This window comes from Pseudomonas kermanshahensis (assembly GCF_014269205.2).
Lineage (GTDB): Bacteria > Pseudomonadota > Gammaproteobacteria > Pseudomonadales > Pseudomonadaceae > Aquipseudomonas > Aquipseudomonas kermanshahensis.
Genome location: NZ_JABWRY020000002.1, coordinates 62553 through 82313, shown reverse-complemented (window position 1 = coordinate 82313; position 19761 = coordinate 62553). Strand labels below are relative to the sequence as shown.

Here is a 19761-nt window from a genome sequence, read left to right as displayed (position 1 = left end):
CATGGCCAGACCCGGATTCCGCCTCGCTGTGTTCGCCACCCTGCTGGCACTGCTGGTCGTGCTGCTGGGCGCCTATACCCGCCTGACCCATGCAGGCCTGGGCTGCCCCGATTGGCCCGGCTGCTATGGCTTTATCAGTGTGCCGAAGACCGACGCCCAGCTGGCCCATGCCGAAATGCACTTCCCCGAGCACCCGGTGGAAGCCGCCAAGGGCTGGGCCGAGATGGTCCATCGCTACTTCGCCGGCACCCTGGCGCTGGTGATTGCCTGGCTGGCGTTGCAGGCCGTGCGCCGGCATGCACGTGATGGCCAGCCCTACCGCTTGCCGGTGCTGTTGCTGGGGGTGGTGTTGGCCCAGGCGGCGTTTGGCATGTGGACAGTAACCCTCAAGCTGTGGCCACAAGTGGTCACCGCGCACCTGCTGGGTGGGTTCACCACCTTGAGCCTGCTGTTTCTGCTGTCTCTGCGTCTATCCCGGGCCTTTGCGCCATTGCCAAAACTGCCGTTGAGCCTGCGCCGGATCGCGGCCCTGGCGCTGTTGGTGGTGATCGGCCAGATCGCCCTGGGGGGCTGGGTCAGCGCCAATTATGCGGCGGTCGCCTGTATCGACTTGCCGACCTGCCACGGCCAATGGTGGCCGGCAGCGGACTTCAGCAACGGTTTTCACCTGACCCAGCACGTCGGCCCCAACTACTTGGGCGGGCAGCTGGACAGCGATGCGCGCACGGCCATCCACATCAGCCACCGGCTGGGTGCCTTGCTGGTCAGTGCCGTGCTGCTGATGCTGAGCTTCAAGCTTTACCGCTGCGGCCTTTCTGGCCTGGCCCGGCTGGTGTTGCTGGCCTTGGCCGTGCAGGTCGGCCTGGGCATTAGCAACGTGCTGTTCCACCTGCCGCTTGGCGTGGCAGTGGCCCACAACGCAGGCGGGGCCATGCTGTTGATGAGCATGGTGCTGGTCAATTACCGCATCCGCGTGGTCGACAAAGTGCGCGTCGGCCATGGCTGGCGCCTGACGCCGGTGGTGGGCGTGGATATCTCCCACCCTATGAGGAACGATTCGTGGCGACGCTTCTAAGCGTACGACGGGCAGGTTGGCGCGATTATCTGGAGCTGACCAAGCCCAAGGTGGTGGTGCTGATGTTGATCACCTCCCTGGCAGGCATGTTCCTCGCCAGCCGCGCAGGCGTTGCCTGGAGCGTGCTGCTGTTCGGCAACCTGGGCATTGGCCTGTGTGCGGGCGCCGCGGCGGTGGTCAACCACGTGGTAGACCGGCGCATCGACGCCTTGATGGCGCGTACCCACAAACGGCCGTTGGCCACAGGCCGGGTCGCGCCGCTACCGGCGCTGGCCTTTGCGTTGGCACTGGCGGTGCTGGGCATGGCGCTGTTGCTGGTGTTCACCAACAGCCTGACCGCCTGGCTGACCCTGGCGTCGTTGCTGGGCTATGCGGTGCTTTACACCGGCTTCTTGAAGCGTGCCACGCCGCAGAACGTCGTGATTGGTGGCCTGGCCGGCGCGGCGCCGCCACTGCTTGGCTGGGTGGCGGTCAGCGGCCATGTCAGTGCCGAGCCACTGTTGCTGGTGCTGATTATCTTCGCCTGGACCCCACCGCACTTCTGGGCCTTGGCCATCCACCGCAAAGCGGAGTACGCCAAGGCCGATATCCCGATGCTGCCGGTGACCCATGGCGAGCGCTACACCACGTTGCATATCCTGCTCTACACCCTGATTTTGCTGGCGGTGAGCCTGCTGCCCTATGCCATCCACATGAGCGGCCCGTTGTACCTTGCCTGTGCCCTCGCCTTGGGCCTGCGCTTCCTGCAGTGGGCCTGGGTGTTGTACCGTGGCAGCCGGCCGCACGCAGCGATTGGCACCTTCAAGTACTCTATCGGCTACTTGTTCGCGCTGTTCATCGCGTTGCTCATTGACCACTACCTGTTGTTGAACCTATGACCCGAACCCAGAAAACCGTCTTCATCCTCGTCGCCCTGGTCGCGTTGATCCTGGGCCTGACCGTCAACAAGGTGCTCAATGGCCGCGATCAGCCGAACCCCACCGAGCTGATCGACGCCGGCATCATCCTCTTGCCGCAGAGCCGTACGGTGGCGGACGTGACCATGACCAACCAGGATGGCCAGCCCGTGCAACTGGATGACCTCAAGGGGAAATGGTCGTTGCTGTTCTTCGGCTACACCTATTGCCCAGACATCTGCCCCACCACCCTGGCCCAGTTGCGCCAGGTGAAGAGCGAATTGCCCAAGGAAGCCGTGGACCGGTTGCAGGTGGTGCTGGTGAGCGTGGACCCGAACCGCGACACGCCGAACCAGCTCAAGCAGTACCTGGGCTACTTCGACAAAGATTTTGTGGGGGTGGCGGGGTCGATCGAAGACACCCAGAAGCTGGCGAATGCCTTGAGCATTCCGTTCATTCCGGCCGATACCAGTAAGCCGGGGTATACCGTGGATCACAGCGGCAACCTGGCGATCGTTGGGCCGGATGGGCGTCAGCGCGGGTTCATTCGTGCGCCGTTCAACAACCAGAAGCTGGTGGCGCAGTTGCCGGGGCTGGTCAAGCGGGACTAAACAGGCTTTAAAAGCTTCGCGGGGCAAGCCCGCTCCCACAGCATCATCCCAAAGCCTGAGGCTAGCGATGTACCTGTGGGAGCGGGCTTGCCCCGCGAAGAATCCAGTCTGATCTAGAGGCTCAGAACGCCGGTACGACAGCGCCCTTGTACTTCTCGTTGATGAACTGCTTCACCTCTGGCGAGTGCAGCGCGGCCGCCAGTTTCTTCATGTCTTCGGAGTCTTTGTTGTCCGGGCGGGCAACCAGGATGTTCACGTATGGCGAGTCGCTGCCTTCGATGGCCAGCGCGTCTTTCTCTGGGTTCAGCTTGGCTTCCAGCGCATAGTTGGTGTTGATCAGGGCCGCATCGACCTGGGTCAGCACGCGCGGGATGGTGGCCGCTTCCAGCTCACGGAACTTCACGTTTTTCGGGTTTTGTGCAACATCCTTAACGGTCGACAGGATGTTCTTGTTGTCCTTGAGCTTGATCACGCCGGCCTTGTCTAGCAGCAGCAGCGCGCGGCCGCCGTTGGTGGCGTCGTTGGGGATGACCACGGTAGCGCCGGAGGGCAGCTCGTCGAGCTTCTTGACCTTGGCCGAGTAAACGCCCAGCGGCTCGATGTGCACGCCGGTCACGCTGACCAGGTCGGTGCCCTTGGCCTTGTTGAACTCATCCAGGTACGGCTGGTGCTGGAAGAAGTTGGCGTCCAGGCGCTTTTCGGCCACCTGCACGTTTGGCTGGATGTAGTCGGTGAACTCCTTGACCTTCAGCTCCACGCCTTCTTTCGCCAGCTGCGGTTTGACGAAGTTGAGGATCTCGGCGTGCGGCACCGGGGTGGCGGCGACGGTCAGGGTATCGGCGTGGGCCGAGAAGGCCGCGACAGCGGCAGCAACAGCAAGCAGCTTCTTCATTGATCACTCCTTGTGAGGGCCGCGACGGCCCCCGAACGGGTCGGCCAGGCCGACCCCATTGGGGTTACTTACGGGAAAAATGCACGACCAGTTTGTCGCCCACGCTCTGCAGGACTTGAACCAGTACCAGCAACAGCACCACGGTCACGACCATGACATCGGTCTGGAAGCGCTGGTAGCCAAAGCGGATGGCCAGGTCGCCCAGGCCGCCGGCGCCGACCACACCGGCCATGGCGGTGTACGACACCAGGGTAATGGCGGTCACGGTGATGGCCGCGAAGATGCCGGGACGGGCTTCGGGCAGCAGCGCGCTGGTGATGATCTGGCGCGTTGTGGCGCCCATCGACTGGGTGGCTTCGATGATGCCGCGGTCCACTTCACGCAGGGCGGTTTCGACCAGGCGTGCGAAGAACGGCGTGGCCCCGACCACCAGAGGCGGAATGGCGCCGGCGACGCCCAGCGAGGTGCCGGTGATCAGCACGGTGATCGGGATCATCACGATCAGCAAAATGATGAACGGCAGCGAACGCAGGATGTTGACGACCAGCGACAGCAGCGCGTACACACCTTTTTGCTCGAACATCTGGCGCGGCCCACAAAGGAACAGCAGCACGCCCAATGGCAGGCCCAGCAGCACGGTGAAGAACAGCGAGCCGAACAGCATGATCATGGTGTCGATGGTGGCCAGCCAGATTTCGGCCCAGTCGACGTTGGCAAAGAAATTCAGGGCATCCATCAACGCAGTACCTCCATATGTACGTCAGCTGCCTTGAAGCGGTCGAACGCCGCTTCCATGTCGCCGCCGGTGACGGCCAGGGTCAGCTGCCCATAGGGGACATCCTTGATGCGGTCGATACGCCCGGCCAGGATGCTGTAGTCAACGCCCGTCTCGCGGGCGACGGTGCCCAGCAGCGGTGCGTAGGTGGCCTCGCCCTGGAAGGTCAGGCGTACGATGCGGCCGGGTACGTGGGCGAAGTCATCACGCTGCTCGCCTTCATCGACCTGCTCGTCCTCCTGGACGAAACGCTTGGTAGTCGCGTGCTGCGGGTGCAGGAACACATCGGCCACCGGCCCTTGTTCGACGATCTGCCCAGCGTCCATCACGGCCACGCGGTCGCAGACACGGCGGATCACGTCCATTTCGTGGGTGATCAGGACGATGGTCAGCTTCAGCTCACGGTTGATCTCGGCCAGCAGTTGCAGCACCGACGCAGTGGTCTGCGGGTCAAGCGCGCTGGTGGCTTCGTCGCACAGCAGGATCTTCGGGTTGGTAGACAGGGCGCGGGCGATGCCGACGCGCTGCTTCTGGCCGCCCGACAACTGCGCGGGGTACTTCTTGGCGTGGTCTTGCAAGCCGACGCGGGCCAGCAGCTCGGTGACGCGCTTGTCGATGTCGCTGCGCGACAGCTCGCCGGCCAGGGTCAATGGCAGGGCCACGTTGTCGGCCACGGTCTTGGAGGCCAGCAGGTTGAAGTGTTGGAAAATCATCCCGACCTGCTGCCGGAAGCCGCGCAGCTGGTTGGCGTTGAACGCGGTGACGTCCTCGCCATCGACAATGATCTTGCCGCCCGAAGGCTCTTCGAGGCGGTTAATCAGGCGCAGCAGGGTGCTTTTGCCAGCGCCGGAGTGGCCGATCAGGCCGAACACCTGGCCATCTTCGATGGTCAGGCTGGTCGGGTTGAGGGCGGGGATTTCCCTACCGGCGACGCGGTAGGTCTTGTGCACATGTTGGAACTCGATCACGTAGCGAACCTTGTGGGGCGCATGGAATTTGGGGCAGCGGTTAGCTGGGGTGGTGCATTTTAGCCTTTTCCCATAGCTGTTCTTAGCATTTATTTCGTAATGCACCAACCCGGCGGGCATAACGCGACAACCGGTAAAGCTTATTGAACGTAGCCAATCGCGCTCCAGTCACTAATAGAACAAGCCCTCACGGGCAATGCCTGATGACTGATGAGGAAAGCCGACCATGCCCAGCAAGAAAGTTGATGCACCCAAAGAAAGCCAGGCCGCCGGGGTCAACAGCCCTGATCATGCCAATACCAATACCAAGCTGCAGAGCCTTGAAGGCGTGCGCAGCGATGCCACAGGCCAGGCCCTGCGCACCAATCAAGGCGTGAAGATCGCCGACAACCAGAACACCCTAAAGGCCGGGCCACGTGGGCCTTCGCTGCTCGAAGACTTCATCATGCGCGAGAAGATCACCCACTTCGATCATGAGCGCATCCCTGAACGCATCGTCCATGCCCGAGGCACCGGTGCCCATGGTTACTTCCAGAGCTACGGCAACCACGCCGAGCTGACCAAGGCCGGTTTCCTGCAGGACCCCGAGAAGATCACCCCGGTTTTCGTGCGCTTTTCCACCGTGCAGGGCCCGCGTGGGTCGGGTGACACGGTGCGCGATGTGCGTGGTTTTGCCGTCAAGTTCTATACCGATGAAGGCAATTTCGACCTGGTTGGCAACAACATGCCGGTGTTCTTCATCCAGGATGCGATCAAGTTCCCCGACTTCGTGCATGCGGTGAAGCCCGAGCCGCACAATGAGATGCCCACCGGCGGTTCGGCCCACGACACGTTCTGGGACTTCGTTTCACTGGTGCCCGAGTCGGCGCACATGGTCATGTGGGCCATGTCTGACCGCGCCATTCCGCGCAGCCTGCGGATGATGGAGGGCTTTGGTATCCATACCTTCCGCCTGATCAATGCCGAAGGCGTGGCCAGCTTCGTCAAGTTCCACTGGAAGCCGCGCCAAGGCGTGCACTCCGTGCTGTGGGACGAAGCGCAAAAGCTTGCGGGCAAGGACACCGACTTCCACCGCCGCGACCTGAGTGAGGCCATCGAGACCGGCGACTACCCTGAGTGGGAGCTGGGCGTACAGATCGTGCCGGAAGCCGATGAGCACAAATTCGAGTTCGACCTGCTCGACCCCACCAAGATCATCCCCGAAGAACTGGTGCCGGTTACACCGTTGGGCAAGATGGTGCTCAACCGTAACCCCGACAATTTCTTTGCCGAAGTCGAGCAGGTCGCGTTCTGCCCGGGGCATATCGTGCCGGGCATCGACTTTTCCAATGACCCCCTGCTGCAAGGCCGGTTGTTCTCCTATACCGACACGCAACTGAGCCGGCTGGGTGGGCCGAACTTCCATGAGATCCCGATCAACCGCCCGGTCGCGCCGAACCATAACAACCAGCGTGACGCGCTGCACCGGCAGACCATCCACAAGGGTCGTGCGTCCTACGAACCCAACTCGATTGACGGCGGCTGGCCGAAAGAAACCCCTGCCGCGGCCCAGGATGGCGGCTTTGAGAGCTATCAGGAACGCATCGACGCGGTCAAGATTCGCCAGCGCAGCGAGTCGTTCGGCGATCACTTCTCGCAGGCGCGATTGTTCTTCCACAGCATGAGCCCCAATGAGCAGCAGCACATCATCAAGGCCTACAGCTTCGAGCTGGGCAAGGTGGAGCGCGAGCACATCCGCGTGCGTGAGGTGAACGAGATTCTGGCCAACATCGACCTGAAGCTGGCAGCAGCGGTGGCAGCCAACCTCGGCTTGCCTGCGCCCAAGGCTGGCACGGTGCAGGTCAAAGGCAGCAAGTTGGCGCAATCACCGGCCTTGAGCCAGATGAATCACCCAGGCAGTGTTGGTATCAAAGGCCGCAAGATTGCCGTACTGGTGGCCGATGGGGTGGATGGGGCGAGTGTCGATCAGCTGGTCAAGGCGCTGGAGGCGCACAGTGCGCGCATTCTGGTGCTGGGGCCAAGTTCGGCGCCGGTTAACACCGCCCAAGGCAAGCCACTGCCGGTGGATGCGTCGATGGAGGGCATGCCTTCGATCATGTTCGACGGCATTCTGGTACCGGCTGGCAAGGCGTCGCTGGAGGCGTTGGGCGCCAGTGGGCTGGCCAAGCACTTCTTGCTGGAAGGCTACAAGCACCTGAAGGCGATCGCGTTGGCCAAGGAAGGCAAGGCATTGCTGGGCAGCTTGGGGCTCAAGGAGGACAAGGGCTTGCTGCTGGGGGATGACCAGAAAACCGTGGATGCCTTTGTGAAAGCGGTAGAGGGGCATCGGGTTTGGGAGCGGGAGGCGGCGGCTGAGGCGGTGCCGGCCTAAGGGGGGCTGCTTTGCAGCCCATCGCCGGCAAGCCAGCTCCTACAAGTGCATCACAGTTCCCGAGGGCAGTGGTGGCATTGTGGGAGCGGGCTTGCCCCGCGAAGCTTTTCAGCGCTGATGCGGGACCAGTACCACCTGGGCTGGCAGCTTGCGCTGAATTTCGTGCTTTTGCTTTAGCTTGAACCCGCTGTCAATCTTGTGCACCCGCTTTTCCAGCAGTGTCTTCAACCAAGGCGCATCCTCGGTGCGCGGCACTTGGAACACCACGTCGCACTGATAACTCACCACATCGGCAGCAATCTCATCGAGCTGGCGGCGCATGGCGGCAATGTCCGTGGTCTTCAGCGCAATCACGGTGCTCGGTGCAGTCGGGTCGATCACTCGCGCCTGCGGCTTGGCCTCGGCCGCCTTCAGCGCAGCCTCGGCCTTTTCCAGCTCAGCCTTACGGGCCTGGCTGACGGCATCGCCACCGGTGACCGCCGGGGCCTGGGGCATCAGCGCGCGGGCACGTGCCAAGGCGGTGGCTGCAGCGTTGACGTCGCCCTTCTGCAGGACAATTTGGCTACGCTGCAGGTACGCTTCGGCCAGCTGCCGCTGGTACTGCTCCAGGCGCGGGTCAACGGGTGACTGGGCCTGCAAGGCAGCCAACTGGTCTTCGGCGGTAGCCAGCTCATTACTGGCGATGTTCTGTTGCAACTGCTGCCAGGCATCGGCTTGGGCAGGTGCATCGGCCTGTTCGACTGGGGCACTGGAACAGGCAGCCAGGAACAGGGAAAACGCGGCAACAAGCAGATAACGGGAGGCGAACGGCTTCATTCCTGCGACTCTCTATTTGCGCAAAAAGCGAGCAAGTCTACACCCAGGTGCGCACGCTCGAAAACAAGTCTTACAGACCTTTTACCCGCAAAAAGGTTGCAGGGTGCGCTGTTGCGCACCCCGGTTTTCAGCGTTTTGGCAGGGCCAGGCTCAGCAAGAATAGCACTGCCGCGCAGACCACGATGGAAGGGCCGGCCGGTGTGTCCTTGAACCAGGACATGGCCAGGCCGCCACACACCGCCGTCACCCCCAGCAGGCTGGCGCCCAAGGCCATCTGCTCGGGCGAGCGGGCGTGGCGTTGCGCGGCGGCGGCGGGGATGATCAGCAGCGAGGTAATCAACAGCACACCGACGATCTTCATTGCCACGGCGATCACCACGGCAATCAACAGCATCAAGGCCAGGCGCAGGCCCGCCACTGGCAGGCCCTCGACCATGGCTAATTCTTCATGCACGGTCACGGCCAGCAACGGCCGCCACAGCGCGGCGAGCAGCAGCAATACCAGCACGCTGCCGCCGAGGATCCAGGCAAGGTCGGTGGTGCTGATGGCCAGCAGGTCACCGAACAGGTAGGCCATCAGGTCGATGCGCACATCGTGCATGAAGCTCAGCACCACCAGGCCCAGCGAAAGCGTACTGGGGGCGAGGATGCCAAGCAGGGTGTCGGAGGCCAGCGGTTGGCGTTGCTGCAAGGTCACCAACAGGATTGCCAGCAGCAGGCAGCCCACGGTTACCGCCAGTGCCGGGCTGACGTCCAGGGCGAACCCCAGGGCTACCCCGAGCAGCGCGGCGTGGGACAGGGTATCGCCGAAATAGGCCATGCGCCGCCACACCACGAAAGAGCCCAGAGGGCCGGCCACCAACGCCAGGGACAGACCGGCAAGCAGGGCATAAAGAAGAAAATCAGCCATGCTTGCAGTGCTCTCCGTGAACATGGGTGCCAGGGGCGACCACCGAGCCGTGCAAGTCGTGGCTGTGGTCGTGATGGTGGTGATAGATCGCCAGGCTTGGCGCGTTCTGGCCGAACAGCTCGACGAAGGCCGGGTCGTTGCTGACCTGCTCGGGGTGGCCGGAGCAGCACACATGCCGGTTGAGGCAGACCACCTGGTCGGTGGCGCTCATCACCAGGTGCAGGTCGTGGGAAACCATCAGCACACCGCAACCGTGGCGGTCGCGCAGGCGGGTGATGAGGTTGTACAGCTCGGTCTGGCCGACCACGTCGACCCCTTGCACCGGCTCATCGAGCACCAGCAGTTGTGGCTCGCGCAGCAGCGCCCGGGCCAGCAGCACGCGCTGCATCTCGCCGCCGGAAATGGTCTGGATCGGATTGTCGATGACCTGCTCGGCCCCCACTTCCTGCAGCGCCGACAAGGCAGCTGCGCGGTCTACGCCGGGTACCAGGCGCAAAAAGCGCAGCACCGACAGCGGCAGCGTGGCATCCACCTGGATTTTTTGCGGCATGTAGCCAATGCGCAGCTTCGGCTTGCGCCAGACTTTGCCCCGGTGTGGCTTGAGCAGCCCCAGCACGGCGCGAACCAAGGTGGTCTTGCCTGCCCCGTTGGGGCCGATCAGGGTCACGATCTGGCCCGGTGCCACTGACAGGTCGATGCTGTCGAGCACCGCCTCGCCGGCGAAGGTCACACCGACCTGCTCCAGGCGGATCAGTGCGTCGCTCATGCCGCGCTCCGGCAGTTGCTGCACAGGCCGACCACTTCCACGGTCTGGGTTTCGACGCTGAAGCCGACGCCCTTGGCGCTGCTGATGATGGCGTCGCTGATGCTGTCCTGCTCCAGCTCGATGGCCACATGGCAGGTGCGGCAGATCAGGAACTGGCCCTGGTGCACATGCTCTGGGTGGCTGCAGCCGATGAAGGCGTTGAGCGAGGCGATGCGGTGCACCAGGCCGTTGTCGAGGAGAAAATCCAAGGCGCGGTACACGGTAGGCGGTGCGGCGCGGCGGCCGTCCTGCTCGCTGAGCACGGCGAGAATGTCGTAGGCCCCCAGCGGCTTGTGGCTTTGCCAGACCAGCTCCAGCACACGGCGGCGCAGTGCGGTCAGGCGCAACCCCTGGCGGGTGCACAAGGCATCGGCTTCGGCCAGTGCGCTGTGTACGCAATGGGAGTGATCGTGGGGGCGGTTGGCCAGCGGCGTGATGGACATGGGCAGCGACGGTTCTGGATGGAGACGTTATTATGTTACCTGTTTCTGTCGAGCCGAGTATTCACCGTGTCCCGATTCCTAGCCCTTTTTGTCGCTTTCATCGCATTTTCAGCCCAGGCCGACGTGCGTGTGCTGACCAGTATCAAACCGCTGCAGCAGATTGCCGCCGCCGTTCAGGACGGGGTAGGCAGCCCGGATGTGCTGTTGCCGCCTGGCGCTTCGCCGCACCATTACGCCCTGCGCCCCTCCGACGTACGGCGCGTCGCGGATGCCGACCTGCTGTACTGGATCGGGCCGGACATGGAGAACTTTCTGCCGCGCGTGCTGAAAGGGCGGGACAAGGCCACCGTTGCGGTCCAGTCGCTGACTGGCATGCAGTTGCGCCATTTTGGTGAAGACAGCCATTCGCATGATGAAGACGACCACGACGACCATGACCACGATCACCGCCCAGGCAGCCTTGACGCGCACCTGTGGCTGTCGTCGGTCAATGCCCGGGTGATCGCAGCGAAGATGGCGGCGGACCTGGCTGAGGTCGACCCGGCCAATGCCCCGCGTTACCAGGCCAACCTGAAGGCCTTTGGCGAGCGTCTGGATGCCCTGGATGGGCGTATCAAGGCGCGGGTGGCGGGTATCGCCAACAAGCCGTACTTCGTGTTCCACGAGGCGTTCGATTACTTCGAGGCCAATTATGGTCTGAAGCACACCGGGGTATTCAGTGTGGCTTCCGAGGTGCAGCCGGGCGCGCAGCATGTGGCCGCCATGCGCAAGCGCCTGCAGGAAGTGGGCAAGACCTGCGTGTTCAGCGAGCCCCCGCTGCGGCCGCGGTTGGCGGAAACGCTGACGGCGGGGTTGCCGGTGCGGTTGGCCGAGCTGGATGCCTTGGGTGGCACGGACCCGGTAGATGCCGAGGGCTATGAGCGCCTGCTGGAGAAGCTGGGTAGCGACCTGGCGGGGTGCCTGGAACAGCTCTAAGGCGCGCGGCCTTTTGGCGGGGTTGCGCCCGGCCTGCGGCCATGCGCGATCCTGGTAGGAGCAGCCTTGTGCTGCGAAGAGGCCGGTAAAAACACAGAAAATCTTTGCTGTTATTACCGGCCTCTTCGCAGCGCAAGGCTGCTCCTACAGGTTCATCATCGCCCTTGGTGCGTTCAGAGGGCGAACGGCAGGTGTAATGCCACCTGCTGGCGCTGCGCCAGGCGCACCTCGAACTCGCTCGGGTCATGGATCATCACATCCATCCCGGCAAACGATTCCGCCGCAATCAGGCGCGACAGCCAGAAACGCACACACCCGACCCGCAACATCTGGGGCCACAGCTCGGCCTCGGCGGCGGTGAACGGGCGCAGCGCCGCGTAGGCCGCCAGCAGCGCCTGGGCGCGTGGCACATCGAGGGCCCCGTGCTCATCGATACACCAGTCGTTCACGGTGATGGCGATGTCATATAGCATCGGCCCCGAGCAGGCGTTGTAGAAGTCGATCACACCGGTCAGGTGGGTGCCTTCGAACATCACGTTGTCGCGGAACAGGTCGGCGTGCAGGTTGGCCCGTGGCAAGGCCAGGATCTGCGCCTTGTGTGCATTGATTTCGTCCAGCGCTGGCTGCAACAGCGCAATCTGTTCGGCACTCAGGCGCGGCATCAGCTCGGCGCCAGACGCCAGCATCCAGTCCAGGCCACGGTCGGTCTTGCGCTCGATGACGTGGTTGCGGGTAGCCAGGTGGATGTGCGCGAGCAACTCGCCAACCTGGGCGCAGTGCTGGTTGTTGGGCACCTTGATGTGTTTGCCCGACAGCCGCGGCTGCAGCAACGCAGGCTTGCCACACAGTTCGCGCAGGCCATTGCCATCACGGTCACGCAGGGCGTACGGCACGGGCATGTCGGCGTCATGCAGCACGTCGAGCAGCTCGATGAAGAACGGCATGTCTTCGCTCGGGCCGCGCTCGATCAGCGTCAGGACGAACTCACCCTGTTCCAGGCTGACGAAGAAGTTGCTGTTTTCGGTACCGGCGGCGATGCCCTGGAAGTCGAGCAGACGGCCCAGCTGGTACGGCGCCAGAAAGGTTTCCAGCTCAGGCCGGGTCACGGGGGTGAAAACTGACATGATGAAAAATGCCCATACGGGCACTTCCGCCGGGAAGTGCCAGGTTAATGTGAACGATACGCGTCAGCTTACCACTCGAAGATCTTCCAGGACGGAATCAGCATGTCCGGCTGGTCGGAACGAATGAAATTGGCATCAGTGCCGTCGGCGCGTACCAGGAAATAAGGCTTGCCGTTTTTTGGCGTGATCTTGATCGCATACAGGAAGCCGTTCTGACGGTATTCCTGGATGGTTTTATCGCCTTCCGTGCGAATGGTCACCTCGGGATCGGCCGAGGGGGCGTCGTCCGCCGCCAGGGTGACGACTGGCATGGTTGCCAACAGACCGAGCAGTAACAGGCGATTGAGTGTACGCATGATAACCTTGTCCCTTTGTCGTCATTGATCCGGCTATTCTAGCTCCGGACCCGCCGAAAAGGTTGATTCTGCTCATGAGCCAAGCGCCCCTCGTCCTGGTGGACGGTTCCTCCTACCTCTACCGCGCTTTCCACGCATTGCCGCCGCTGACCACCTCCAAAGGCATGCCTACCGGCGCGGTCAAGGGTGTGCTGAACATGCTCAAGAGCCTGCGCAAGCAATACCCTGACAGCCTGTTTGCAGTGGTGTTCGACGCCAAGGGCGGTACCTTCCGCGATGCCATGTTCGCCGAGTACAAGGCCAACCGCCCGAGCATGCCCGATGACCTGCGGGTGCAGATCGAACCCCTGCATGCCAGCGTCAAGGCCTTGGGCTACCCCTTGTTGTGCGTCGAAGGCGTGGAGGCCGACGATGTGATCGGCACCCTGGCGCGCAGCAGCGCGGCGCAAGGCCGGCCGGTGATCATTTCGACGGGTGACAAGGACATGGCGCAGTTGGTGGACGGTCACGTCACCCTGGTCAACACCATGACCGGCAGCGTGATGGATGTTGCCGGCGTGCACGAAAAGTTCGGCGTTGGCCCCGAGCACATCATCGATTTCCTGGCCCTGATGGGCGACAAGGTCGACAACATCCCGGGCGTGCCGGGTGTGGGCGAGAAGACCGCTGCCGGCCTGCTGACCGGGATCGGTGGCGGCCTGCGTGATGTCTACGACAACCTCGACAAGGTCCCGGGCCTGAGCATCCGCGGCGCCAAGACCTTGCCGGCCAAGCTTGAGGAACACCGTGAGGCGGCGTTCCTGTCCTATGAGCTGGCCACCATCAAGATCGATGTGCCGCTGGATATCGAAGTCGAGGCGCTGGTTTGCGGCGAGCCAGACCGCGATGCGCTGCTGGCGTTGTACACCGAGATGGAGTTCAAGAGCTGGGTCGCCGACGTTCAGCGTGAAGCTGCCAGGGCCGGGGCAACCGTGGCCGTGCCTGAAGAAGCGGCGCCGGCGGCCAAGGCCGAACCGAAGTACGAGACGGTCCTCGACCAGGCCCGTTTCGACGCCTGGCTGGACAAACTGCGCCAGGCCCCGCTGTTTGCGTTTGACACCGAAACCACCGGCCTGGACGCGCAGCAGGCGCAACTGGTCGGCCTGTCGTTCGCGGTCGAGCCGTTCGAAGCCGCCTATGTGCCGCTGACCCATGACTACGAAGGCGCGCCGGTTCAGCTGGACCGCGAGGCTGTGCTGCTGGCGCTCAAACCCCTGCTGGAAGACCCGGCCAAAGCCAAGGTCGGGCAAAACGCCAAGTACGATATCAACATCCTGGCCAATGGCGCCCCGGCTATCCACATGCGCGGCGTGGCCTATGACACCATGCTCGAGTCCTATGTGCTGGACTCCACGGCCACCCGCCACGACATGGACAGCCTGGCGCAGAAGTACCTCGACCACACCACCATCACCTTCGAGCAGATTGCCGGCAAGGGCGCGAAACAGCTGACCTTCAACCAGATCCCGTTGGACAAGGCCGGCCCGTACGCCGCCGAGGACGCCGACATCACCCTGCGCCTGCACCAGGCGCTGCAGGCGCGCCTGGCCAAAACCCCAAGCGTGCAGCCGGTGTTGATGGACATCGAGATGCCGCTGGTGCCGGTGCTGGCCAAGATCGAGCGCCAGGGTGCGCTGGTGGATGCCGAGCTGCTGCACGTGCAGAGCGGCGAACTGGGCGTGAAGATGGCCGAACTGGAGCGCCGCGCCTACGAACTGGCTGGCGAGACATTCAACCTGGGCTCGCCCAAGCAGTTGGGTGCGATCCTCTACGACAAACTGGGCATGCCGGTGCTGAGCAAGACCGCCAAGGGCCAGCCGTCTACCGCCGAGGCGGTACTCGACGAACTGGCCGAGCAAGGCTACCCGCTGCCTGAGGTACTGATGCAGTACCGCAGCTTGAGCAAGCTCAAGAGCACCTACACCGACAAGCTGCCAGGGCAGATCAACCCACGCACCGGGCGCATTCACACCTCTTACCAACAGGCGGTGGCGGCTACCGGGCGCCTGTCGTCGAGCGACCCGAACCTGCAGAACATCCCGATTCGCACCGCCGAAGGGCGGCGTATCCGCCAGGCCTTCGTGGCCAGCCCTGGCTACAAGCTGCTGGCGGCGGACTATTCGCAGATCGAGCTGCGCATCATGGCTCACCTGGCCAAGGACGAAGGTTTGCTGCATGCCTTCCGCAACAACCTCGACGTGCACCGCGCCACTGCAGCTGAAGTGTTCGGCGTGCCGCTTGAGGCGGTAACCACCGACCAGCGCCGCAGCGCCAAGGCCATCAACTTCGGCCTGATCTACGGCATGAGCGCCTTTGGCCTAGCCAAGCAGATTGGCGTTGACCGCAAGCAGTCCCAGGACTACATCGACCGCTACTTCGCCCGCTACCCGGGCGTGCTGGCCTACATGGAGCGCACCCGCGCCCAGGCTGCCGAGCAAGGCTTTGTCGAAACGCTCTTCGGCCGTCGCCTGTACCTGCCAGACATCAACGCCAAGAACCCGGCCCTGCGCAAAGGCGCTGAGCGGACGGCGATCAACGCACCGATGCAGGGTACGGCTGCCGATATCATCAAGCGGGCGATGGTCAATGTGGACAACTGGCTGACCGAGAGCGGCCTGGATGCCCGCGTGATCCTCCAGGTGCACGATGAATTGGTGCTGGAGGTGCGTGAGGAGCTGGTCGAGCAGGTAAAAGATGAAATTCGCCTGCACATGAGCCGTGCCGCTCAACTGGATGTACCGTTGCTGGTGGAGGCAGGCATTGGCGCGAATTGGGACGAAGCTCACTGATTGAGCCGGCAAAGCTGTGTAGGATCTGCGACGTGGTGACGCGGATCCTGGCATGGCTAGATGCCATTAGTGCTGGAGTTTCATGAAACTATCGCAAATAGTTTTCAGGGCTTCGGAACTAAACCGGTGAAGCGGAACTCAGAGTAACTGAATGGCTGGTGAAGCCCTTCGATGCTCCTATGTTGTGTTAAGTGTTGGCAGATATCTGGACCCCGCCCTAGCGGTCCGGACTTGGACCCCGAACTTCCCCCTCCCCATACGAAGTCCGGGGTTTTTTTTGCCTGCGATTTGCCTGACAGGCGCTGCTGCTCCCCACTGTAGGAGCAGCCTTGTGCTGCGAAAGGGCCAATATGGGCAACAGATATCTACAGCCTGACATGGCCTCTTCGCAGCACAAGGCTGCTCCTACTGGAGTCTATCCAGGCTTTCAGGCCACGGGCTTGTCTTCCAGCTCCATCCAGCCCGCCAGCACGCGGTAGGCTTCGTCCAGCCCCAGGCGCTTCGGTGCCGAGAACAGCTGGATGGTGACTGCGTCGCCCCAGCCCTTGCGGATCTCCGACTGCACCTTGAGCAAGGTGTTCTTGCCGGCGCCGTGGGTGAGTTTGTCGGCCTTGGTCAGCAGGATGTGCATCGGCATGCCGCTGGCCTTGGCCCAGTCGAGCATCATCTTGTCGAAGTCGGTCATCGGATGGCGCACGTCCATCATCAAGATCACACCGCGCAGGCACTCACGGCTGCCCAGGTAGGCTTCCAGGTGGCGCTGCCAGTGCTGCTTGAGTGGAATCGGTACTTTTGCATAACCGTAGCCCGGCAGGTCGACCAAACGCCGTTCATCGTCCAGACTGAAGAAATTCAACAGCTGGGTGCGCCCCGGGGTTTTCGAGGTACGCGCCAGGCTGGCATGAGTCAGGGTATTGAGGGCGCTGGATTTGCCGGCGTTGGAACGGCCGGCGAAAGCCACCTCGTAACCCTGGTCGTCCGGGCATTGTTCGACCTTGGCTGCGCTGAGGGCGAATGTGGCTTTCTGGCAGAGGCCGAGGATGGGGTTCTTGACTTGCATGGGATATCCGATGTGGGTGTTGCCTGACTCTGAAGGCTCGAGCCTGGCAAGCGGTGTCGTTTCCGTTTGGATGGCGGAAGTATATAATGCCCCAGTTTTTGTGTGCTCATTCTCCCAGCGAAGGAGAGCGAGCATGGGGTGTCGAACAATAGCTCGCGCATCAGAACGCAGCGCGGCCCCCAACCCTGAAGGTCGTTCCGCATGGCGAAATGGCTGCTTGCTGTCGGTATGTTCCTGCCGTTTTTCAGCGCACAGGCTACACAGGATCCCGAGGTGTTGTACAACCGCACGTGTGCGGCCTGTCACGCCGGTCAGTTGCCACAGGCCCCCCAGCGGGGTGACCGGGCAGCATGGGAGCCAAGGCTGGCGCAAGGTGTGGATGTACTCGTGAGGCATGTGACCCAGGGTTTCAAGGCTATGCCGCCGCGTGGATTGTGCATGGACTGCAGTGCCGAGGACTACCGTTTGGTCATCCTTTGGATGAGCGGCAGTCCCGATACATAACATTTCACCCTTAGCCGTGTTGGATTAGCTGATGAACAAACTAGTCGTGAGTCTGCTGTTGACCATGGGTGTCGCAGGTGCGGCCATTGCTGCGGAACCTATCAAAGGCGATGCCGCCGCCGGCCAGGCCAAGACGGCCGTCTGTGGTGCCTGCCACAACCCCGACGGCAATAGCCTGGCACCGAACTTCCCGAAACTGGCAGGCCAGGGCCAGCGTTACCTCGAAAAACAACTGCACGATATCAAGTCCGGCAAGCGCACCGTGCTGGAGATGACCGGCATGCTGGCTGCCTTCAATGACCAGGACCTGGCCGATATCGCGGCGTACTTCGCTAGCCAAAAAGGTAGCGTCGGGGCGGCCGACCCCAAGCTCGTCGAACGCGGTCGCGCCTTGTTCAATGGCGGCGACCTGGAAAAAGGCATGCCCGCCTGTACCGGCTGCCACTCACCGAACGGCGCAGGCATCGCCCTGGCGGGCTTCCCGCACCTGGGCGGGCAGCACTCGCAATACGTGACCAAGCAACTGACCGAGTTCCGTGAAGGCGTGCGTACCAACGATGGCGATGCCATGACCATGCGTACCATCGCGGGCAAGCTGAGCAACCACGATATCGAAGCGTTGGCCAGCTACATCCAGGGCCTGCACTGAGGTAAATGGCGAGTGCTTCGCGGCCAAACCCGCGAAGAGGCTGGCGTATTAACATTCGGTTAATGTTGTAAGCCAAAGATGAAAGGGCGGCCGGACCGCCCTTTTTTACGTCCGCAGCCGTTACACTACAGAACTCGGGCCTGGCCCGGCCTGTCTCAACACAGGTCGCGTCGAGGCGACCCATGAATGCTCAGGAGTAAAGCATGCGTAAACTGATTCTCAGCGCTGCGCTGGTCGCCGCCAGCGTATTCGGTATGACCGCCGTACAGGCCGCCGAGCCTGTTGCCGGCAAGGAATATCTCGAGCTGAGCAACCCTGTTCCAGTTTCCGTGCCTGGCAAGATCGAAGTGGTCGAGCTGTTCTGGTACGGCTGCCCTCACTGCTACCACTTCGAGCCGGTAATCAACCCGTGGGCTGAAAAACTGCCGAAAGACGTCAACTTCAAGCGCGTACCGGCCATGTTCGGTGGCCCGTGGGACGCTCACGGCCAGATGTTCCTGACCCTCGAAGCCATGGGCGTCGAGCACAAGGTGCATGCCGCCGTCTTCGACGCCATCCAGAACCAGAAAAAGCGCCTGACCGACCCTCAGGACATGGCCGACTTCCTCGCCACCCAAGGCGTGGACAAGGACAAATTCCTCGCCACCTTCAACTCCTTCGCCATCAAAGGCCAGGTCAACCAGGCCAAGGAACTGGCGAAGAAGTACGAAATCACCGGCGTACCGAGCATGGTCGTCAACGGCAAGTACCGCTTCGACCTGGGCACCGCAGGCGGGCCAGAGGGCGTGCTGAATGTTGCCGACCAGCTGATCGCCAAGGAGCGCGCCGCTAAGTAAGCGGCGTACCCATGCCCCGCTTCCGAAGCACGCGTGGCATTGGCCTGCACCAGCCGCAGGTCAACGAACATCACCTGCAGGCGCCTGGCCTGCCAGAGGATGGGCGCCTGCGGCTGCTCAGTTTCAATATTCAGGTTGGCATCAGCACTGAGCGCTACCGGCATTACCTGACCCGCAGCTGGCAGCACCTGCTGCCGCACACCGGGCGTGCCAGCAACCTGCAAAAAATCGGCAAGCTGCTCAGTGACTTCGACCTGGTGGCCTTGCAGGAAGCCGATGGCGGCAGCCTGCGTTCAGGCTACATCAACCAGGTCGAACACCTGGCCCAACTGGGCGCCTTCCCTTACTGGTACCAGCAGCTCAACCGTAACCTCGGGCGCTTCGCCCAGCACAGCAACGGCGTGCTCAGCCGCCTCAAGCCGCAACACCTCGAAGACCACCCCCTGCCCGGCCCGGCCGGTCGCGGTGCCATTCTGGTGCGTTTCGGCGAGGGTGAAGATGCGCTGATCGTGGTGATGATGCACCTGGCGCTCGGCGCCAAAACCCGCGCCCTGCAGCTTGGCTACATTCGCGAGCTGATTGGCGGCTACCGCCATCAGGTGTTGATGGGTGACATGAACACCCATGCCACCGACCTGCTGGAGCACTCCCCCCTGCGCGACCTGGGCCTGGTTGCCCCGCAAGTCGAGGCCACCTTCCCCAGTTGGCGACCGCAGCGTTGCCTGGACCATATCCTGCTCAGCCCAAGCCTCACCCTTGAGCGCGTGGAGGTGTTGGCGCAGCCAATTTCCGATCACCTTCCCGTTGCCGTCGAGATTCGATTGCCTGATGCATTGACTGTGGATACGCTGCCGGTTTTGAGCTAAT

The 19761-nt window shown here is 62.7% G+C and carries 20 protein-coding genes; 10 read left to right on the top strand and 10 right to left on the bottom strand.

The features are described from left to right. Position 1 precedes the first annotated feature (1 nt). The 3 genes from HU764_RS24775 to HU764_RS24765 are packed head-to-tail and all read left to right on the top strand — an operon-like array spanning position 2 to position 2582. A complete protein-coding gene (locus HU764_RS24775) occupies positions 2-1075 on the top strand; it encodes a COX15/CtaA family protein (protein WP_027591989.1) in 1074 nt (357 codons plus the stop codon). After that, positions 1060-1953, top strand: a complete 894-nt coding sequence (gene cyoE / locus HU764_RS24770; RefSeq protein ID WP_186703889.1) for a heme o synthase — start codon at positions 1060-1062, stop codon at positions 1951-1953. Before HU764_RS24775 ends, cyoE begins: the two co-directional genes overlap by 16 nt. Further along, on the top strand, positions 1950-2582 hold the full coding sequence (locus HU764_RS24765; RefSeq protein ID WP_027591987.1) for an SCO family protein: 633 nt from the start codon (positions 1950-1952) through the stop codon (positions 2580-2582). The genes cyoE and HU764_RS24765 overlap by 4 nt, the downstream gene beginning before the upstream one ends. A gap of 121 nt (positions 2583-2703) precedes the next feature. Here the strand turns inward: HU764_RS24765 and HU764_RS24760 are convergent, their stop codons facing one another. The 3 genes from HU764_RS24760 to HU764_RS24750 form a co-directional block, all read right to left on the bottom strand. Next, positions 2704-3474, bottom strand: a complete 771-nt coding sequence (locus HU764_RS24760) for a MetQ/NlpA family ABC transporter substrate-binding protein (RefSeq protein ID WP_186703888.1) — start codon at positions 3472-3474, stop codon at positions 2704-2706. 64 nt (positions 3475-3538) lie between these two features. Next, on the bottom strand, positions 3539-4210 hold the full coding sequence (locus tag HU764_RS24755) for a methionine ABC transporter permease (RefSeq protein ID WP_027591985.1): 672 nt from the start codon (positions 4208-4210) through the stop codon (positions 3539-3541). Continuing rightward, complete coding sequence (locus tag HU764_RS24750; RefSeq protein ID WP_027591984.1) at positions 4210-5217, bottom strand: methionine ABC transporter ATP-binding protein; 1008 nt, start codon at positions 5215-5217, stop codon at positions 4210-4212. Before HU764_RS24750 ends, HU764_RS24755 begins: the two co-directional genes overlap by 1 nt. A 226-nt stretch (positions 5218-5443) precedes the next feature. Here HU764_RS24750 and katE point away from each other — a divergent pair, with 226 nt between their 5' ends. Then, complete coding sequence (gene katE / locus HU764_RS24745; RefSeq protein ID WP_186703887.1) at positions 5444-7588, top strand: catalase HPII; 2145 nt, start codon at positions 5444-5446, stop codon at positions 7586-7588. 108 nt (positions 7589-7696) lie between these two features. Here the strand turns inward: katE and HU764_RS24740 are convergent, their stop codons facing one another. From HU764_RS24740 to zur, 4 genes are all read right to left on the bottom strand, one after another. Continuing rightward, complete coding sequence (locus HU764_RS24740) at positions 7697-8404, bottom strand: PA5502 family lipoprotein (protein ID WP_186703886.1); 708 nt, start codon at positions 8402-8404, stop codon at positions 7697-7699. A gap of 127 nt (positions 8405-8531) precedes the next feature. After that, positions 8532-9314: a zinc ABC transporter permease subunit ZnuB gene (znuB, locus tag HU764_RS24735; RefSeq protein ID WP_085272110.1), complete on the bottom strand. Its 783-nt coding sequence runs from the start codon at positions 9312-9314 to the stop codon at positions 8532-8534. After that, the gene (gene znuC / locus HU764_RS24730; protein ID WP_027591980.1) at positions 9307-10080 is read right to left on the bottom strand and encodes a zinc ABC transporter ATP-binding protein ZnuC; all 774 of its coding nucleotides are present in this window, start codon (positions 10078-10080) and stop codon (positions 9307-9309) included. Before znuC ends, znuB begins: the two co-directional genes overlap by 8 nt. Next, positions 10077-10562: a zinc uptake transcriptional repressor Zur gene (gene zur, locus HU764_RS24725; protein ID WP_186679163.1), complete on the bottom strand. Its 486-nt coding sequence runs from the start codon at positions 10560-10562 to the stop codon at positions 10077-10079. The genes znuC and zur overlap by 4 nt, the downstream gene beginning before the upstream one ends. 18 nt (positions 10563-10580) lie before the next feature. Here zur and HU764_RS24720 point away from each other — a divergent pair, with 18 nt between their 5' ends. Further along, entirely contained in the window at positions 10581-11537 is a 957-nt protein-coding gene (locus HU764_RS24720) for a zinc ABC transporter substrate-binding protein (RefSeq protein ID WP_186703885.1), read from the top strand. Between the two features lie 173 nt (positions 11538-11710). Here HU764_RS24720 and HU764_RS24715 read toward each other — a convergent pair whose 3' ends face one another. Together HU764_RS24715 and HU764_RS24710 are read right to left on the bottom strand one after the other, a co-directional pair. After that, entirely contained in the window at positions 11711-12661 is a 951-nt protein-coding gene (locus tag HU764_RS24715) for a homoserine kinase (RefSeq protein WP_186703884.1), read from the bottom strand. 68 nt (positions 12662-12729) lie between these two features. Further along, the gene (locus HU764_RS24710) at positions 12730-13017 is read right to left on the bottom strand and encodes a DUF2782 domain-containing protein (protein WP_010951520.1); all 288 of its coding nucleotides are present in this window, start codon (positions 13015-13017) and stop codon (positions 12730-12732) included. A gap of 74 nt (positions 13018-13091) precedes the next feature. Between HU764_RS24710 and polA the strand changes: the two genes are divergently transcribed. Beyond that, the gene (gene polA / locus HU764_RS24705) at positions 13092-15845 is read left to right on the top strand and encodes a DNA polymerase I (RefSeq protein ID WP_186703883.1); all 2754 of its coding nucleotides are present in this window, start codon (positions 13092-13094) and stop codon (positions 15843-15845) included. Positions 15846-16272: 427 nt separating this feature from the next. Here polA and yihA read toward each other — a convergent pair whose 3' ends face one another. After that, on the bottom strand, positions 16273-16905 hold the full coding sequence (gene yihA, locus HU764_RS24700; protein ID WP_186703882.1) for a ribosome biogenesis GTP-binding protein YihA/YsxC: 633 nt from the start codon (positions 16903-16905) through the stop codon (positions 16273-16275). Between the two features lie 201 nt (positions 16906-17106). On the opposite strand from yihA, the gene HU764_RS24695 reads away from it, so the two are divergent. The 4 genes from HU764_RS24695 to HU764_RS24680 all read left to right on the top strand — a co-directional run bounded on the left by HU764_RS24695 (position 17107) and on the right by HU764_RS24680 (position 19760). Next, positions 17107-17409, top strand: a complete 303-nt coding sequence (locus tag HU764_RS24695; RefSeq protein ID WP_186655332.1) for a c-type cytochrome — start codon at positions 17107-17109, stop codon at positions 17407-17409. Between the two features lie 31 nt (positions 17410-17440). Beyond that, entirely contained in the window at positions 17441-18058 is a 618-nt protein-coding gene (locus HU764_RS24690; RefSeq protein ID WP_186679138.1) for a c-type cytochrome, read from the top strand. A gap of 203 nt (positions 18059-18261) precedes the next feature. Continuing rightward, on the top strand, positions 18262-18894 hold the full coding sequence (gene dsbA / locus HU764_RS24685) for a thiol:disulfide interchange protein DsbA (RefSeq protein WP_085272105.1): 633 nt from the start codon (positions 18262-18264) through the stop codon (positions 18892-18894). Positions 18895-18905: 11 nt separating this feature from the next. Then, complete coding sequence (locus tag HU764_RS24680; RefSeq protein ID WP_027591971.1) at positions 18906-19760, top strand: endonuclease/exonuclease/phosphatase family protein; 855 nt, start codon at positions 18906-18908, stop codon at positions 19758-19760. The last annotated feature ends 1 nt before the right edge of the window (position 19761 follow it).

Excerpts from the sequence above, each read along its gene's own strand:
- HU764_RS24720 (WP_186703885.1), top strand. The coding sequence starts at position 10,581 with ATGGAGACGTTATTATGTTACCTGTTTCTGTCGAGCCGAGTATTCACC.
- dsbA (WP_085272105.1), top strand. The coding sequence starts at position 18,262 with ATGCGTAAACTGATTCTCAGCGCTGCGCTGGTCGCCGCCAGCGTATTC.
- HU764_RS24715 (WP_186703884.1), bottom strand. The coding sequence starts at position 12,661 with ATGTCAGTTTTCACCCCCGTGACCCGGCCTGAGCTGGAAACCTTTCTG.
- HU764_RS24740 (WP_186703886.1), bottom strand. The coding sequence starts at position 8,404 with ATGAAGCCGTTCGCCTCCCGTTATCTGCTTGTTGCCGCGTTTTCCCTG.
- HU764_RS24710 (WP_010951520.1), bottom strand. The coding sequence starts at position 13,017 with ATGCGTACACTCAATCGCCTGTTACTGCTCGGTCTGTTGGCAACCATG.
- HU764_RS24680 (WP_027591971.1), top strand. The coding sequence starts at position 18,906 with ATGCCCCGCTTCCGAAGCACGCGTGGCATTGGCCTGCACCAGCCGCAG.
- katE (WP_186703887.1), top strand. The coding sequence starts at position 5,444 with ATGCCCAGCAAGAAAGTTGATGCACCCAAAGAAAGCCAGGCCGCCGGG.
- HU764_RS24695 (WP_186655332.1), top strand. The coding sequence starts at position 17,107 with ATGGCGAAATGGCTGCTTGCTGTCGGTATGTTCCTGCCGTTTTTCAGC.
- znuC (WP_027591980.1), bottom strand. The coding sequence starts at position 10,080 with ATGAGCGACGCACTGATCCGCCTGGAGCAGGTCGGTGTGACCTTCGCC.
- yihA (WP_186703882.1), bottom strand. The coding sequence starts at position 16,905 with ATGCAAGTCAAGAACCCCATCCTCGGCCTCTGCCAGAAAGCCACATTC.
- HU764_RS24765 (WP_027591987.1), top strand. The coding sequence starts at position 1,950 with ATGACCCGAACCCAGAAAACCGTCTTCATCCTCGTCGCCCTGGTCGCG.
- HU764_RS24755 (WP_027591985.1), bottom strand. The coding sequence starts at position 4,210 with ATGGATGCCCTGAATTTCTTTGCCAACGTCGACTGGGCCGAAATCTGG.
- znuB (WP_085272110.1), bottom strand. The coding sequence starts at position 9,314 with ATGGCTGATTTTCTTCTTTATGCCCTGCTTGCCGGTCTGTCCCTGGCG.
- polA (WP_186703883.1), top strand. The coding sequence starts at position 13,092 with ATGAGCCAAGCGCCCCTCGTCCTGGTGGACGGTTCCTCCTACCTCTAC.
- HU764_RS24690 (WP_186679138.1), top strand. The coding sequence starts at position 17,441 with ATGAACAAACTAGTCGTGAGTCTGCTGTTGACCATGGGTGTCGCAGGT.
- HU764_RS24760 (WP_186703888.1), bottom strand. The coding sequence starts at position 3,474 with ATGAAGAAGCTGCTTGCTGTTGCTGCCGCTGTCGCGGCCTTCTCGGCC.
- HU764_RS24775 (WP_027591989.1), top strand. The coding sequence starts at position 2 with ATGGCCAGACCCGGATTCCGCCTCGCTGTGTTCGCCACCCTGCTGGCA.
- zur (WP_186679163.1), bottom strand. The coding sequence starts at position 10,562 with ATGTCCATCACGCCGCTGGCCAACCGCCCCCACGATCACTCCCATTGC.